A 13,769-nucleotide genomic window follows, 5' to 3' on the forward strand; every position below is an offset into this window, starting at 1 on the left:
CAGGAAGCGTAGCCTGCGCGGCGGGCCGATCACGCAGGCAGGCGGCCGGCGCGGACGCAAGCCCATCTCTTCTGGTTCGGTTGTTACACGCAGCAGACGATGCCATTCGGGTTCTTTAGATTCGAACAACTTGGCTGGACGTAGCTGCGATACGTCACGGATTTCCCGATCGGGAATCGCGCGTCGCAACCTGTAACGCGTCGCGGGTCGCCCGGTCGGGTTCGCCGCTCAACACTCCGCGTCCAGCTTCGATTCGCGGCCGCAGGCCATCCTTGGCCTGCTCGAGCCCGACCGGGCAACCCGCGACCTGAGGTCTCTCGCGGCGGCAGTCTCAAACCGCGGTTTCGGGCGTGGCCGCGGGCGGATCCACGCCTGGTCGTGGTTCGACAGGCGGCAATCGGGCAACCAGGGCATCGATCCATTTCCCGAAGTCTTCGGAAAAACTGGCGCCGAGATTCGCCCAGTCTTCGGCAAAGCCCGAAGACACGACGTGCGCGCTCATGTAGCGCGCATAGCCGCGCCAGTGCGAGTCGGGCATGAGGCCGAGCGCATGCGAATGAAAATAGGTTTCCGCATGCAGCAGCACCTGCACATTGCTCCAATGCCGGAACAGCAGATCGCCCTCGCTGAGGTCCTCTCCGTGTTCAATGCGCGCAAAACGGTCGGCGTGCTCGGCCCGGAAGGCAGCGATGGTCAGGATGAATTCGGACAGGCTGTGTCGGGACTGCGCCTTGGCCAGCGTGTTGCCGGCCCGCACCTGGATGGCTAGATAGGCCACCGAAAGCATCATGCCGATGGCGGCAAACAATTGGGAAACCGCTGCAAGTGCATCCCAATTCATGTCCTCCCCCTCCGCGCGGCCGAAAGCCGAATGCTACATCGGCCAAGGCAACGCAGGGCAAGGCATCGTTGCCACAAGGGGCAGTCAGCTTTCCGCCACACCCATCTCGCCGAGCGCGCGGTGCATCAGTTCGCGGGCGGAATCGCTGAGGGTTTCGTTGTCCAGCGCAAACCGGATCGTGGCTTCGATCAGGCCGATGTGGGTGCCGCAGTCGAAGCGGGTGCCGCGGAAGCGGAAGGCGTCCACGCGCTGCTCGTCCAGCAGGGCGGCAATCGCGTCGGTGAGCTGGATCTCGCCGCCGGCGCCGCGCGGGGTGGTTTCCAGCAGGTCGAAAATGCGCGGCGACAGGACATAGCGCCCGACCACGGCCAGCGTGCTGGGTGCGACCTCGGGCTTGGGTTTTTCGACGATCTGGTGGATGCGTCCTGCCTGCCCGTCGAAGGCTTCGGTGGCGACGATGCCATAGCTGGCGGTCTGCGCGCGCGGCACGTCCTGCACCGCCACCGCGCTGCTGCCGGTGGCATGCGCGTGGTCGGCCATCTGCTTGAGCGCACCATCGCCCCGACTCCAGATCAGGTCATCCGGCAGCAGTACCGCAAAGGGCTCATCGCCAACCACGGGTTTGGCGCACAGCACCGCGTGGCCCAGCCCCAGCGCCTCGGCCTGGGTGACGAACACGGCGCGCACGCCCTCCGGCAGCACGTTGCGGATCAGGTCGAGCTGTTGCTGCTTGCCGGCTTTTTCAAGCTTCTGTTCCAGCTCGTAGGCCTTGTCGAAATAATCCGCAACCGCGTGCTTGTAGCGGTTGGTGACGAACACGAGGGTGTCGCAGCCGGCGGCAATCGCCTCGTCCACCGCATACTGGATCAGCGGTCGATCGACGATCGGCAGCATCTCTTTCGGAACGGTCTTGGTGGCCGGAAGGAAGCGGGTGCCGAGCCCGGCGACGGGAAACACGGCTTTGCGGATGCGGCGCGGAGTGCTGGAAGTCATCCGCACATTCTACGGAATCCGTGCGCCCATCCGTACATTCACACCACCGCGTAATTGAGCAGCGGCTTGACCGTGCCCCATTCCTTGCAGCTCGGGCACTGCCAGTGGTGGCTGCGCGCGCCGAAGCCGCAGCGATTGCAGCGATAGCTGGGATTGCGCGCCAGCAGCTGCTCCGTCACATGCTTCAGATCGGACAAGGTGGTCGTCGTGTCGGTGCCACTGGCCAGGCTCAGGTCGATCAGCGCCGCCTCGCCGCGCACCGAGGGCCGGTCGCGCAGTTGCTCGGCCAGGAAGCGGCGGGCCGCGGCCGCACCCTCGTCGGCCTCGATTATCCTGGTCAGCGCCAGCACCGGGGCGATCCCGCGATAGTGCTCGCACATCCCCGACAGGAACGCGCGCGCGCCGGTGCGCTCGCCGACCTTGGCGTAGTTTTCCAGCAAGGTGGGCAGGATGACCGGCAGGAAATCGGGATCGTGCTGGGCGGCGCGCTCGAACGCGCGGATCGCGCCCAGCGCATTGCCAGCATCGGTCTCCAGATGACCTTCGATGATGCCGGCGCGCACCGCCGTGGGGTCGGCGGCGTAGGCCCGCACGATCGCGTCACGCGCGGCATCCAGTTCACCGTTGGCGCGATGGCGCTCGGCGAGCTCGCACTCGAACTGCGCGATCAGCTTGCCCATGGGCTGGCCGCTGGCGGCCTCGAAACGGTTTGCGCTTTCGATCGCGTGTGGCCAGTCGCGCTCGGACTGGTAGATCGCGATCAGGTGCTTGAACGCCTGCGGGGCCTTCTTGTCCAGCGTGGTCAGGTCGTTGAACACGGTTTCGGCGCGATCCAGCAAACCGGCGCGCATGTAGTCCTCGCCCAGCGCCGACAGCGCCTGCACTTTCTGCGCATCGCTCAGATCCGGGCGCTGCGCCAGCGCCACGTGCAGCTTGATGGCACGGTCCACCTCGCCACGGCGGCGGAACAGGTGGCCGAGCGCGATCTGGGTCTCGAAGGTGTCCTTGTCCAGCTCGGAGACATGCAGGAACAGCTCGATCGCCTTGTCCGGCTGTTCGTCGAGCAGGTAATTCAAGCCGCGGAAATAGGTGGTGGACAGCTTGCTGACCTGATTGCCGCCGTGCTGCTCACCGCCGCGCCGCCCGAGCACCCAGCCGAACAACCCGGCCAGCGGGACGAAGATGACGAACCAGATCCACTGGTCAAGAAAGCTCACATTGCACTCCGGACTGGTTCACTGCATCCGCACGCTCGCGGCCCACGCGCAAGCTTAGCGAACCGGACCGTGAATGTATGCGTGTTTTCATCACAACGGCGCGCCAGCGTGAATACGTCCGCCGGCGGTGACGCAAGCCACGGCCGGCCGACCATCGTCTTGTCGGGTCTGCCGCACTGCCGGGTTGCAACATGAAACAGGCCGGAGAAGCCGGCCTGTTGAACTCAATCCTCGTCGTGAAGAGGCACCACTTCAGACACCCGTTCGCGCAGCTCCTTGCCGGGCTTGAAGTGCGGCACGTGCCGCCCCGGCAGCGCCACGGTTTCACCGGTACGCGGGTTGCGGCCGGTGCGCGGCGGGCGATAGTGCAGGGAAAAACTGCCGAAGCCGCGAATCTCGATGCGTTGGCCGGACGCCAGCGCGCCGCCCATCATTTGCAGGAGTGCGCGCACCGAAAGATCGACGTCGTCGGTCTTCAGGTGCGGCTGGCGTCGCGCCAGCAATTCGATGAGTTCGGACTTGGTCATTTCAACTCGTTGGATGACGCGAACGAGGTGGCCGACCCGGCTGCACGCCGGTGCCGGCCACCCATTTCACCGATCAAGCACTGCGTCAGTCGGCGCGGCTGTTGAGCTGCTCGCGCAGCAGCGCGCCCAGCTTGGTGGTGCCGCTGGCGGCTTCGGCATTGGCCTTGTTGTACTCGGCCATGGCTTCGGCAGCTTCGGCGGCATCCTTGTCCTTGATCGACAACTGCAGGCTGCGGCCCTTGCGGTCCATGCCCACGAACTTGGCCTCGACTTCCTGACCGACCTTGAGCGCCTGGCTGGCGTCCTCGATCCGATCGTGGCTGATGTCGCGCACCGAGACGTAGCCTTCGACGCCCTCGCCCAGATCGATCGTCGCACCCTTGGCGTCGACTTCCTTGACCGTGCCGGTGACCTTGGTGCCCTTCGGATGGGCGGCCATGAACTGGCCCAGCGGATCCTGTTCCATCTGCTTGACGCCGAGGCTGATGCGCTCGCGCTCCGGATCGACCGCCAGCACCACCGCTTCCAGGGTGTCGCCCTTCTTGTAGTTGCGGGCGATGTCTTCGCCGGTGGAGTTCCAGCTCATGTCGGACAGGTGGATCAGCCCGTCGATGCCGCCGTCCAGGCCGATGAAGATGCCGAAATCGGTGATCGACTTGATCTGGCCGGACACCTTGTCGTTCTTCTTGTGGATCGCGGCGAAGGTTTCCCACGGATTGCTCGTCACCTGCTTGATGCCGAGCGAAATGCGGCGACGCTCTTCGTCCACGTCCAGCACCATGACCTCGACCTCGTCGCCGACCTGCACCACCTTGGCCGGGTTGACGTTCTTGTTGGTCCAGTCCATTTCGGAGACGTGCACCAGGCCTTCGACGCCCGGCTCGATCTCGACGAACGCGCCGTAATCGGTGACGTTGCTGACCTTGCCGAACACGCGGCTCTGCGACGGATAGCGGCGGGCGATGTTGTCCCACGGATCCTCGCCCATCTGCTTCAGGCCGAGGCTGACGCGGTTGCGCTCGCGGTCGTACTTGAGCACGCGCACGTCGAGCTCCTGGCCCACTTCCACCACTTCGGACGGATGGCGCACGCGCTTCCAGGCCATGTCGGTGATGTGCAGCAGGCCATCGATGCCGCCGAGGTCGACGAACGCGCCATAGTCGGTGAGGTTCTTGACCACGCCCTTGAGCACGGCACCTTCGACCAGCTTCTCGAGCAGCTGCTCGCGCTCTTCCGAATGCTCGGTCTCGACCACCGCGCGGCGGGAGACGACCACGTTGTTGCGCTTGCGGTCGAGCTTGATGAGCTTGAACTCCAGCTCCTTGCCTTCGAGGTAGGCCGGGTCGCGCACCGGGCGCACATCGACCAGCGAACCGGGCAGGAAGGCGCGCACGTCCTTGATGTCGACGGTGAAACCGCCCTTGACCTTGCCGCTGATGCGGCCAACGATCGTGGCATTGGCTTCCAGCGCTTCTTCCAGCTCATCCCACACCATGGCCTTCTTGGCCTTGTCGCGGGAGACCTGGGTTTCGCCATAGCCGTTTTCGAGCGATTCGAGGGCGACCTTGACTTCATCGCCGATGCCGACGTCGATTTCGCCGGCGTCATTGCGGAACTGTTCGATCGGGACGATGCCCTCGGACTTCAGGCCGGTGTTGATCACCACCACGTCGTTGCGGACGTCGACCACGATGCCCTTGACGATGGCGCCTGGCTTGAGCTTGGCAAAGTTGATCTGGCTGTTTTCGAACAGTTCTGCGAAAGATTCGGTTGCTGCGGAGTTCATGAAAAATCTCGAGTGGATACACAGGTCATCCGGCCGGTTGCGTGCGGACGACCCACCTTGGGTCTGGCGCGGCGGTTGCCTTGCCATGTGTGGATGAAAAGACACCGCGCGCCGGTGGGCACGCGGAACGGATCTGCCGCGCGAGAATCGCCGACCGTCAGGGGCGCGATGCAGGCATCAGTTCCAGCACCCGCGCGACCACGGCCTCGACGGCAAGCCCGGTGGTGTCGATGAGGACGGCATCCGGGGCGGGCCGCAGCGGCGCTACCGCGCGATTGGCATCGCGGGCGTCGCGGGCGACGATCTCTTGCAGCAGACCGTCAATTGTGACGGAAACCCCTTTGTCTTTCAACTGTTTATAGCGCCTGTGGGCACGCTCTTCGGCGCTGGCGGTCAAAAACACCTTGAACGTGGCCTCGGGGAAGATCACCGTACCCATGTCGCGGCCATCGGCGACCAGCCCCGGGGGGCGGCTGAATGCGCGCTGGCGCGCGGTCAGGGCGGCGCGGACCTCGGGAATCGCGGCGATGGCCGAGGCGGCCGCACCGGCGGTTTCGGTGCGCAATTCATCCGTGGCATCGACCCCGTTCACCAGCACCCGCGGCTCGCCGCCGGGCGTGTCGCGGAAAGCGACTTCCGTCGCCTGCGTGCAGCGCACCAGCGCCGCGTGGTCGGACAGATCCAGCACCGCCCAGCCCGCCGCCACCGCCACGGCGCGATAGAGAGCGCCGGAATCGAGGTAATGCCACCCCAGTCGGCCCGCCACGAGACGACTGATGGTGCCCTTGCCCGATCCGGACGGGCCGTCGATGGTCAGGACCGGTGCGCTGGCTGCATTCATGCCCACAGTATCGCGCAAGCCGGGACGCCCAGACAGCTGGATGGCAGCCGGGCTCGTCGTGTCGCCATTTTGCTCTCGCGCACCGGCGCATGCCGACACGACGACATGCCGGCGGCAGTTCGGTCCGCCATTGCGATGGAGCGCTGCGAATGAACCGCGCACGGCCGTCACTGCGCCCGCTTTTCGGCTCGCGGCGAGTGCTACCCTTGCCCGCAATCCACACCGGTTGTCCCTGCCCATGGATCGCAAACTGCTCGACATCCTGGTCTGTCCCGCCACCCGCCAACCGCTGGCGCTGCTGGAACCGGCCGGACTGGAAGCGCTCAACCACGCGATCCAGGCCGGCGCGGTCAAGCGCAGTGACGGCAGCCCGCAGGCCGAAGTCCTGCGTGAAGCGCTGGTGACCCGCGACCGCAGGACCGTGTACCGGATCGACGACGGCATCCCGGTGCTGCTGGTCGAAGACGCGCTGGCCACCGCCCAGGCCGACGGTTTCCCCGCGGCGTGAGCAGCGCTCCAACGCCTTCCGAAGCAGTCATCGCCAGCGACGTTGCCGCCGCGCTGGCCGAGGATCTCGGCAGCGGCGACGTCACCGCCGCGCTGCTGGACGATGCGCCGGAGCGCGCCCGTCTGCTGTGCAAGGAGGCTTGCATCATCGCCGGGCGGCCGTGGTTCGACGCCTGCCTGCGCATGCTCGATCCGCAGGTGCGGATCGACTGGCGCTGCGCCGAGGGCGATGCGACTTCGGCAGGCAGGGTGGTTGCCATCCTGGAAGGCCAGCGTCGCGCCCTGGTCAGCGCCGAACGCGCCGCGCTCAATTTCCTGCAAACCCTGTCCGGCACCGCCACCATCACCGCCCGCTACGTGGACGCGGTGCGCGGCAGCGGCACGCGCATCCTCGACACCCGCAAGACCCTGCCGGGCCTGCGCGTCGCGCAGAAATACGCGGTCCGCATCGGCGGCGGCGACAACCACCGCATGGGACTGTTCGACGCGGTGATGCTGAAGGAAAACCATATCCGCGCGTTCGGCTCGGTGGCTGCGGCCATCGCGCAGGCACGTCGCCTGCATCCGGCGCTGCCGCTGATCGTCGAAGTGGAAACCCTGGACGAACTGCGCGCCGCGCTGGAAACCGGCTGCACCCGCATCCTGATCGATGATTTCGATGCCGACGCGCGCCGCGAGGCGGTGCGGATCGCCAAGGCCGCTCCGTTCGACGGCCGCATTCCGCTGGAAGTCTCCGGCGGCGTTGATCTGCGGCAGGTGCGCGCAATCGCCGAAGATGGAGTGGATTGCATCTCGATCGGCGCGCTGACCAAGCACGTCCACGCAATCGATTTTTCGCTGAAGCTGGGTTGAGCCAATCCAGACGGCGCCAGCCACCTTGGCGCCGCTTGCAAGACGGCGACCTCGCCACCACAGTAGCCGCATGCCGAGCCTGCTCATCCTGATGATCATTGCCGCGGTGGCGTTTTTCTACTTCACCGCCGCCCGCGCCGCCGCCGAACGCGCCACCGAAATCGGCCGCGACGCCTGCACGGCCGCCGGCGTGCAGTGGCTTGACCAATCGGTGCATGCCTCCGGCCTGCGCCTGCGCCGCAAGGACAACGGCTGGCTGGGCCTGGAGCGCCGGTTCCGGTTCGAGTATTCAGAAGATGGCCACGACCGTCATGTCGGCCAGCTGGTGCTGCTGGATGGCCGCCTGGTCGGCTTCAGCGGCCCGTCCCGCGCCGCGCAAAGCGTCGTGCAGAGCCTGCCCGACTGAGCGGCGTTGCTCGTTGGCTGCAAGAGCCCTTTGACGCGGATCAGAGCCGATAGCTACGGATGAGGCATTTTGGGGATTTGCCCCGTTCGTGATGAACCGCAATCCGTTCGTGATGAACCGCAATCCGTTCGTGATGAACCGAAATCCGTTCGTGATGAGCCGCAATCCGTTCGTGATGAACCGAAATCCGTTCGTGATGAGCCGCAATCCGTTCGTGGTGAGCTGCAATCCGTTCGTGGTGAGCTGCAATCCGTTCGTGGTGAGCTTGTCGAACCATGAACGGATTCCAGTCCTGCCGCCCGTGGTTCGACAGGCTCACCACGAACGGCAGTCAATTTCACGGCACAAACAGTCCATCACTGCCCCCCATCTCCCATCTCCCATCTCCCGTCTCCCATCTCCCATCTCCCATCTCCCATCTCCCATCTCCCATCTCCCGTCTCCCGTCTCCCGTCTCCCGTCTCCCGTCCCCCCAATCCCCAATCCCCAATCCCCAATCCCGCTATCATTCCCTCGCCGGACGGCGACGCAACGGAACGCGCGGCAGGGGGGCTGCGCGTGGGCTTGGTATCCGTCGAATTCGGCCTGTTTTTCGTGGCCTTCTTTGCCCTGTACTGGGCCTTTTGGCAGCACCCCAGGGCGCAGTACGCGCTGCTCACCCTCACCAGCCTGGGCCTGTTGTGGCACTACGCCTCGCCGGTGGCCTGCGCCGCCTTCGTCGGTTTCACGGTGTTCGCGTGGCTGGTGTCGCGGGCCATGGACGCGCAGCCGCGCATCCCGCGCAAGGCCTGGCTGTGGGTCGGGATTGCCGGCGGCGTGGCGCACCTGGCGTTCTGGAAATACGCGGAATTCTTCCGGGTGCCGCTGCGCGAATCATTGGCCGCGCATGGGCTCGGCACGGGCTGGCTGGAATCGACCTGGCTGCTGCCGCTGGGCGTGTCCTACTACACCTTCCAGGGCATCAGCTATCTGCACGCCCGCTACCGGAAGGAGATCGACGCCGCGCAGCGGTTCTCCCTGTTCGACCTGCTCGGCCATTTCGGCCTGTTCCTGACCATCACCTCCGGCCCGATCCTGCGCGCCCGCAATGCCAGGCATTTGACCGATTTCGAAGGCCGCGAATGCAACGCGCTCGACCAGATCCGCCAAGCCACGCCGCGCATGGTGCTGGCGCCGACGCTGGCGCTGACCCTGGTGCTGCTGGCGCTGGCGAAGAAGTGGTGGCTGGCCGGCTGGCTGGCGGAGACCATCGTCGATCCGGTGTTCGCCAACCCGGCACAGTTCCAGTCGCTGGACGTGCTGGCCGCGATCTACGGCTACACCTTGCAACTGTTTTTCGATTTTTCCGGCTACAGCGACCTGGTGGTCGGTCTGGGCATGCTGCTGGGCCTGCGCATCCCGGTCAATTTCCGCGCGCCGCTGCTGGCATTCAACATCCGCCAGTTCTGGGATCGTTGGCACATCAGCCTGTCGGTGTGGATCCGTGATTATCTGTATATCCCGCTGGGCGGCAGCCGCGACGGGTTCAGCCGCACCCAGCTCAACCTGTTCATCGCCCTCGTGCTGTCCGGCCTGTGGCACGGACAGGGCTGGAACTTCGCCCTGTGGGGCTTCCTGCACGCTTCGGCATTGGTGCTACTGAACATCGGCGATCGGCTGCTGGGCGGACGTGAAAAACTGGCGGCGCTGGGCTGGGCGGGCAAGGCGCTGGGGGTGTTTGTCACCGTCAACTTCGTCTGCTTCGCCTTCGTGTTCTTCCGTGCCACTCACCTGGCTGATGCCATCGCGGTGTTCCGCGCGCTCGGCGGAAATCTTCTCGACGTGCCGATCGCCACCGACGCGCCGCTGCTGCTGCTGGCCATGCTGGCGGCCCTGCTCGCCTACCCGTGGTTGACCCGCGCACCGGCGCGCTACGCCAGTGCGCTGGGCAAGTTGCCTGCCTGGCTGCGGCCGGCACCGCTGCTGGCAACGCTGGCCGTGATCGCGGTATTGGCGCCCTCCGGCGTGCCGGGATTCATCTATGCCAACTTCTGACGCCCTGCCGGCTTCCGCAGCGCCGGCCCGGCCGGGCGCACTGACGACCGGCCTGCTGCTGGTGACGCTCGCCATCGGCATGCTGTGGCTGATGCAGGCCTCGATCACGACCTACATCCAGCAGCAATACCATCGCCCTGCCCCACTGCCGGCCTTGCGTGCGACCGACGCCTGGGCGTCCGGCGCGCAGGTCTGGGGCGTGCTCGAGCGCCTCCATGCCGGCATTCGCAACGGGACCGGCAAGGCATCCGCTGCGCTGCGCGAACACCTCAACGACGATGTGGTGCTGTCACCGCACTATCGGGAACAACAGCAGCAGGAACGCGCGCGCATTGCCCGCGAAAAAGCCGAGCAGGAGCGCCAGTACCGCCTGGCGCTGGCCCGCGACGCGGCGCTGGCCGAGCAGATCCGGGTGCGCAATTATCTGACCATCGTCGCGCCCGCGAAAGTATTGTTCGCCGGTGATTCGCTGATGCAGGGGGTTGCCCCGCCGCTGCAACGCAGCCTGCGCGTCGACCACGGCATCGACAGCATCAACCTGAGCAAGCAGAGCACCGGGCTGGCCTACCCGTCCGCCTTCGACTGGCCGCAGACCATCGAGGACACACTTGCCGGCGATGACACGATCCGCCTGCTGGTGGTGATGCTGGGCCCGAATGATCCCTGGGACATGGCCGACCCCGCGCATCCGGGCCGCACCTATCTGAAGTTCGAGAGTCCCGCGTGGGAAGCGGTCTACCGATCGCGCGTGGCGCGCATTCTCGACGCCGCCAAGGCACACGACGTCAGCGTGCTGTGGATCGGCGCGCCAGGCATGAAGCGCGCACAGCTCGATGCGCAAATGGCCTGGCTGATGCCGGTCATCCAGGATGAAGTCAGCCGTCACGGTGGCGTGTTCGTCGATACCCGCCCGCTGCTGTCCGTCCCCGGCCAGCCGTGGAGCGATGCGATCCCGGTGGCCGGCGTCATGACCAAGATGCGCAGCGGCGACGGCATCCACTTCACCCCGGCAGGTCAGAATTACCTCGCCCGCCGCGTGCAGGCGATGCTCACGATAAAATGAGCCATGCCTTCCCCTCATCCCGCCCCGTGACGCCCGCCGCCCGGGCCGTCCAGCGCGCCGTTGGCGCGGGTCTGGCCTGTGCGCTGCTGGCTTTGTTGCCCGTGCTCAGCGCCCAGGCCAGCGTGGTGTGCAAGCGCGTCGGCGCCGACGGCACCACCGAATACCGGAATTTCCCGCGCTGTCCAAGCGGCTGGACCAAGGCCGCCGACTATCAACCCGAGGTCGCCAGCCCCGCAGGCCTGCCGCCGGCCCAGACACCCGCCGGGGTACCGCAGACCGCGCCGCCTGCACCCACCGCCACGCCGGACGCCCTGCCACCTGCCAACGGTACCAGCGCCAGCCTGCAGGATTTCGGCGACCCCAATGCGGCCACCGTGCTGGCCAGGCTGCGCGCCGGCCCGGGCACCGCGTTTCGCTTCCTGCAAATCGGAGATTCGCACACCGCCGGCGACTTCCTGACCGAACGCCTGCGCCTGCGCCTGCAGCAGCGGCTCGGCGACGGCGGCCTCGGCTGGGCGACACCGATGCAGATCCCCGGCCAGCGCTTGGCCCGCGTCAAGTTTACCCAGACCGGCTGGCAGCTCATCAGCAGCCGCAGCACCGGCCCCGGCTACGACTACCCGTTCGGCGGCTTCATCGCGCAGGTCAGCGGGCCGTTCGCCTCCCTGACCCTGACGCCGCGCTACCAGACCGCCCGCCAGTCGGTGACGGTGCTGCTCCGGCAGGGCCCGCTGGACGCGCCGCTGAGCATCACCGACGCCAACGGGGTGCAGCTGTCGATCAAGAGCCCGAGCATCGACAACCAGTGGCACCCGGTCCGGTTCGAAGCGCAGCTGCCGATCACCGTCACCGCCACCCTCAGCCCACAAACCGCGATCGGCGGCTGGTGGATGCAGAACCTCGACCGTCCCGGCGCGATTGTTTCGGCGGTCGGCATCAACGGTTCCGAACTCGAACAGTGGAGCCGCTGGCGCAGCGGCTGGATGGAGGATCTGGCCGCCGCCAACCCCGACCTCATCGCCCTGGCCTATGGCACCAACGAAGCGTTCCGGATCACGCTGGACCCGGAAGCCCTGCGCACGACCTTGGTCACCGCCATCGGCCATCTGCGCCAGCGCTTCCCGGGCAGCGTCATCCTGATCCTCGGCGCCCCGGAATCCCTGAAAAGCCTGGCCGGCGGACGCTGCGGCACCCGCGCCGCCGGGCTGGACATCGTGCAAGCCGTCCAGCAAGCCGTCGCCCGGCAGCGGCACACGCTGTATTGGGACTGGCAGCAGGCCATGGGCGGGCGCTGCAGCATGGCCGGCTGGGTGGCGCGCGGCCTGGCCCGACGCGACGGCGTGCATTTCAGCCGCGAGGGCTACGAGGCGTTGGCCGATGATTTGTATTCAGGGCTGGTGCCCTGACCGTTCGCGCCTGCGGGCCCTGCGGGCCGCTCCGATTTCGAAGCTCGAAATGGCTGCCGGCGCGGCCTTGGCAGGTACTCGTCTATTTGACGATGCGCAAATGTCCGCCGCGCTTCGGCGGCTCGGGGGCCTCTTCGGGCGGCCCGTCGTCGGCAGGCTGCGGTTGCGTTGTTTCGGGCGTGGTGTCCGTTTCCGCATCCGCCGACGGGGTGGCGGCCGGCAGTTCTTCAGGCAGCGCCATCCCCTGCCCCGATTCCCGCGCGTAAATCGCGATCACCGCCGCCATCGGGATCACCACGTTCTGCGAGACGCCGCCGAAACGGGCGGAAAAGCGCAGCGCGTCGTTGTCCATCGTCAGCTTGGCCACGGCGCGGTCGGCAATGTTGAGCACCACCTGGCCGTCCTTGATCGTATGCGCCGGCACGCGCACGCCGGGCATGCGCGCGTTGACCAGCACGTGCGGGGTCATGCCGTTGTCGACCACCCACTCATACAGCGCGCGCAGCAGGTACGGGCGCTGGCTGGTCATCGCGGGGGCGGAGGATTCGCTCATCGTTGGCGCAACACCGCGCTCAGAGCACCAGTTCGCGCAGCTTCTTTTCCTGCTCGGTCAGGCTGCGCACGAAGCCGGGGTTGCGGAAGATGCGATTGCCGTAGTCCTCGATCACCTTGCCGTCCTTGGGCAGGCCCACGCCCAGCGCGTCGAGGCGCCAGATGATCGGGGCCATCGCGCAATCGGCCAGGCTCATTTCCGGGTTCAGGAAGAACTTGTAGGCCTTGAACAGCGGCACCGACTGCGCCAGCAGCTCCTTCAGGCGCTTGCGCCCGGCGTCGACCTGCTGCTTGTTGCCGAGCTGGATGGCCTGCACCTGCGGCACCCAGTCGTGTTCGATCCGCAGCATCGCCAGCCGCAGCCGGGCGCGCGCCAGCGGTTCCACCGGCATCAGCGGCGGATGCGGATACCGCTCGTCGAGGTATTCGCTGACCACGCTGGCCGCGTACAGGACCAGATCGCGCTCGACCAGCGTCGGCACCGAGTGATAGGGATTGAGGTCGATCAGGTCCTCGGGTGGGTCCTGCGGGTCCACGGCGATGAAGTCGTAGGTGACGCCCTTGGCCGCCAGCACCAGGCGCACGCGGTGGCAGACGACGTCATCGACGGCGGAAAACAGGGTCAGGGCATTGCGCATGCGAGGACTCACGGCCATCATCGGAAACCACTCCCGCGCCCGGCTTGTCCGAACGCACCCGCGTCACCCGCACGACGCGGGTGACCATGTCTGCAACGCGGGCGCG

15 protein-coding genes are annotated in these 13,769 nt (G+C 66.6%); 6 read left to right on the forward strand and 9 right to left on the reverse strand.

The window, feature by feature from the left end; translation table 11 throughout:
• Positions 1–331: 331 nt before the first annotated feature.
• The 6 genes from M9902_RS11385 to cmk form a co-directional block, all read right to left on the reverse strand.
• Positions 332–841 carry a hypothetical protein gene (locus M9902_RS11385; RefSeq protein WP_297223106.1) on the reverse strand — a complete coding sequence of 170 codons (510 nt, stop codon included), beginning with the start codon at positions 839–841 and terminating at the stop codon, positions 332–334.
• Between the two features lie 84 nt (positions 842–925).
• A complete protein-coding gene (gene galU / locus M9902_RS11390) occupies positions 926–1,834 on the reverse strand; it encodes a UTP--glucose-1-phosphate uridylyltransferase GalU (protein WP_297223108.1) in 909 nt (302 codons plus the stop codon).
• Between the two features lie 38 nt (positions 1,835–1,872).
• On the reverse strand, positions 1,873–3,051 hold the full coding sequence (gene lapB, locus M9902_RS11395; protein ID WP_297223110.1) for a lipopolysaccharide assembly protein LapB: 1,179 nt from the start codon (positions 3,049–3,051) through the stop codon (positions 1,873–1,875).
• Positions 3,052–3,275: 224 nt separating this feature from the next.
• Entirely contained in the window at positions 3,276–3,593 is a 318-nt protein-coding gene (locus M9902_RS11400) for an integration host factor subunit beta (RefSeq protein ID WP_297223158.1), read from the reverse strand.
• Between the two features lie 70 nt (positions 3,594–3,663).
• Entirely contained in the window at positions 3,664–5,364 is a 1,701-nt protein-coding gene (rpsA, locus tag M9902_RS11405) for a 30S ribosomal protein S1 (protein WP_297223112.1), read from the reverse strand.
• Positions 5,365–5,521: 157 nt separating this feature from the next.
• Entirely contained in the window at positions 5,522–6,205 is a 684-nt protein-coding gene (cmk, locus tag M9902_RS11410; RefSeq protein WP_297223114.1) for a (d)CMP kinase, read from the reverse strand.
• A gap of 238 nt (positions 6,206–6,443) precedes the next feature.
• Between cmk and M9902_RS11415 the strand changes: the two genes are divergently transcribed.
• From M9902_RS11415 to M9902_RS11425, 3 genes are all read left to right on the forward strand, one after another.
• On the forward strand, positions 6,444–6,713 hold the full coding sequence (locus M9902_RS11415) for a Trm112 family protein (RefSeq protein ID WP_297223116.1): 270 nt from the start codon (positions 6,444–6,446) through the stop codon (positions 6,711–6,713).
• Entirely contained in the window at positions 6,710–7,564 is an 855-nt protein-coding gene (gene nadC / locus M9902_RS11420) for a carboxylating nicotinate-nucleotide diphosphorylase (RefSeq protein WP_297223118.1), read from the forward strand. Before M9902_RS11415 ends, nadC begins: the two co-directional genes overlap by 4 nt.
• Positions 7,565–7,634: 70 nt before the next feature.
• Entirely contained in the window at positions 7,635–7,970 is a 336-nt protein-coding gene (locus M9902_RS11425; RefSeq protein WP_297171129.1) for a DUF3301 domain-containing protein, read from the forward strand.
• Positions 7,971–8,010: 40 nt separating this feature from the next.
• Here the strand turns inward: M9902_RS11425 and M9902_RS11430 are convergent, their stop codons facing one another.
• Positions 8,011–8,289: a hypothetical protein gene (locus M9902_RS11430; protein WP_297223120.1), complete on the reverse strand. Its 279-nt coding sequence runs from the start codon at positions 8,287–8,289 to the stop codon at positions 8,011–8,013.
• Positions 8,290–8,528: 239 nt separating this feature from the next.
• Here M9902_RS11430 and M9902_RS11435 point away from each other — a divergent pair, with 239 nt between their 5' ends.
• Genes M9902_RS11435 through M9902_RS11445 form a run of 3 tightly spaced genes read left to right on the forward strand, consistent with a single transcriptional unit; the run spans position 8,529 to position 12,473 of the window.
• Entirely contained in the window at positions 8,529–10,004 is a 1,476-nt protein-coding gene (locus tag M9902_RS11435) for an MBOAT family O-acyltransferase (RefSeq protein ID WP_297223122.1), read from the forward strand.
• Positions 9,991–11,067 carry a GDSL-type esterase/lipase family protein gene (locus M9902_RS11440; RefSeq protein ID WP_297223125.1) on the forward strand — a complete coding sequence of 359 codons (1,077 nt, stop codon included), beginning with the start codon at positions 9,991–9,993 and terminating at the stop codon, positions 11,065–11,067. Before M9902_RS11435 ends, M9902_RS11440 begins: the two co-directional genes overlap by 14 nt.
• 26 nt (positions 11,068–11,093) lie before the next feature.
• Positions 11,094–12,473 carry an SGNH/GDSL hydrolase family protein gene (locus M9902_RS11445; RefSeq protein WP_297223127.1) on the forward strand — a complete coding sequence of 460 codons (1,380 nt, stop codon included), beginning with the start codon at positions 11,094–11,096 and terminating at the stop codon, positions 12,471–12,473.
• A gap of 82 nt (positions 12,474–12,555) precedes the next feature.
• Here M9902_RS11445 and M9902_RS11450 read toward each other — a convergent pair whose 3' ends face one another.
• Both M9902_RS11450 and M9902_RS11455 read right to left on the reverse strand, forming a co-directional pair.
• Positions 12,556–13,026: a ClpXP protease specificity-enhancing factor gene (locus tag M9902_RS11450; protein WP_297223129.1), complete on the reverse strand. Its 471-nt coding sequence runs from the start codon at positions 13,024–13,026 to the stop codon at positions 12,556–12,558.
• Between the two features lie 19 nt (positions 13,027–13,045).
• Positions 13,046–13,681 carry a glutathione S-transferase N-terminal domain-containing protein gene (locus M9902_RS11455; protein WP_297174120.1) on the reverse strand — a complete coding sequence of 212 codons (636 nt, stop codon included), beginning with the start codon at positions 13,679–13,681 and terminating at the stop codon, positions 13,046–13,048.
• Positions 13,682–13,769 lie beyond the last annotated feature (88 nt).

The sequence above is a fragment of the Thermomonas sp. genome, assembly GCF_023953935.1.
Taxonomy (GTDB): Bacteria; Pseudomonadota; Gammaproteobacteria; order Xanthomonadales; family Xanthomonadaceae; genus Thermomonas.

Coding starts and splice junctions, on each gene's coding strand:
- M9902_RS11385 (WP_297223106.1), bottom strand. CDS start 841: ATGAATTGGGATGCACTTGCAGCGGTTTCCCAATTGTTTGCCGCCATC.
- galU (WP_297223108.1), bottom strand. CDS start 1,834: ATGACTTCCAGCACTCCGCGCCGCATCCGCAAAGCCGTGTTTCCCGTC.
- rpsA (WP_297223112.1), bottom strand. CDS start 5,364: ATGAACTCCGCAGCAACCGAATCTTTCGCAGAACTGTTCGAAAACAGC.
- cmk (WP_297223114.1), bottom strand. CDS start 6,205: ATGAATGCAGCCAGCGCACCGGTCCTGACCATCGACGGCCCGTCCGGA.
- M9902_RS11415 (WP_297223116.1), top strand. CDS start 6,444: ATGGATCGCAAACTGCTCGACATCCTGGTCTGTCCCGCCACCCGCCAA.
- M9902_RS11425 (WP_297171129.1), top strand. CDS start 7,635: ATGCCGAGCCTGCTCATCCTGATGATCATTGCCGCGGTGGCGTTTTTC.
- M9902_RS11440 (WP_297223125.1), top strand. CDS start 9,991: ATGCCAACTTCTGACGCCCTGCCGGCTTCCGCAGCGCCGGCCCGGCCG.
- M9902_RS11450 (WP_297223129.1), bottom strand. CDS start 13,026: ATGAGCGAATCCTCCGCCCCCGCGATGACCAGCCAGCGCCCGTACCTG.
- M9902_RS11455 (WP_297174120.1), bottom strand. CDS start 13,681: ATGGCCGTGAGTCCTCGCATGCGCAATGCCCTGACCCTGTTTTCCGCC.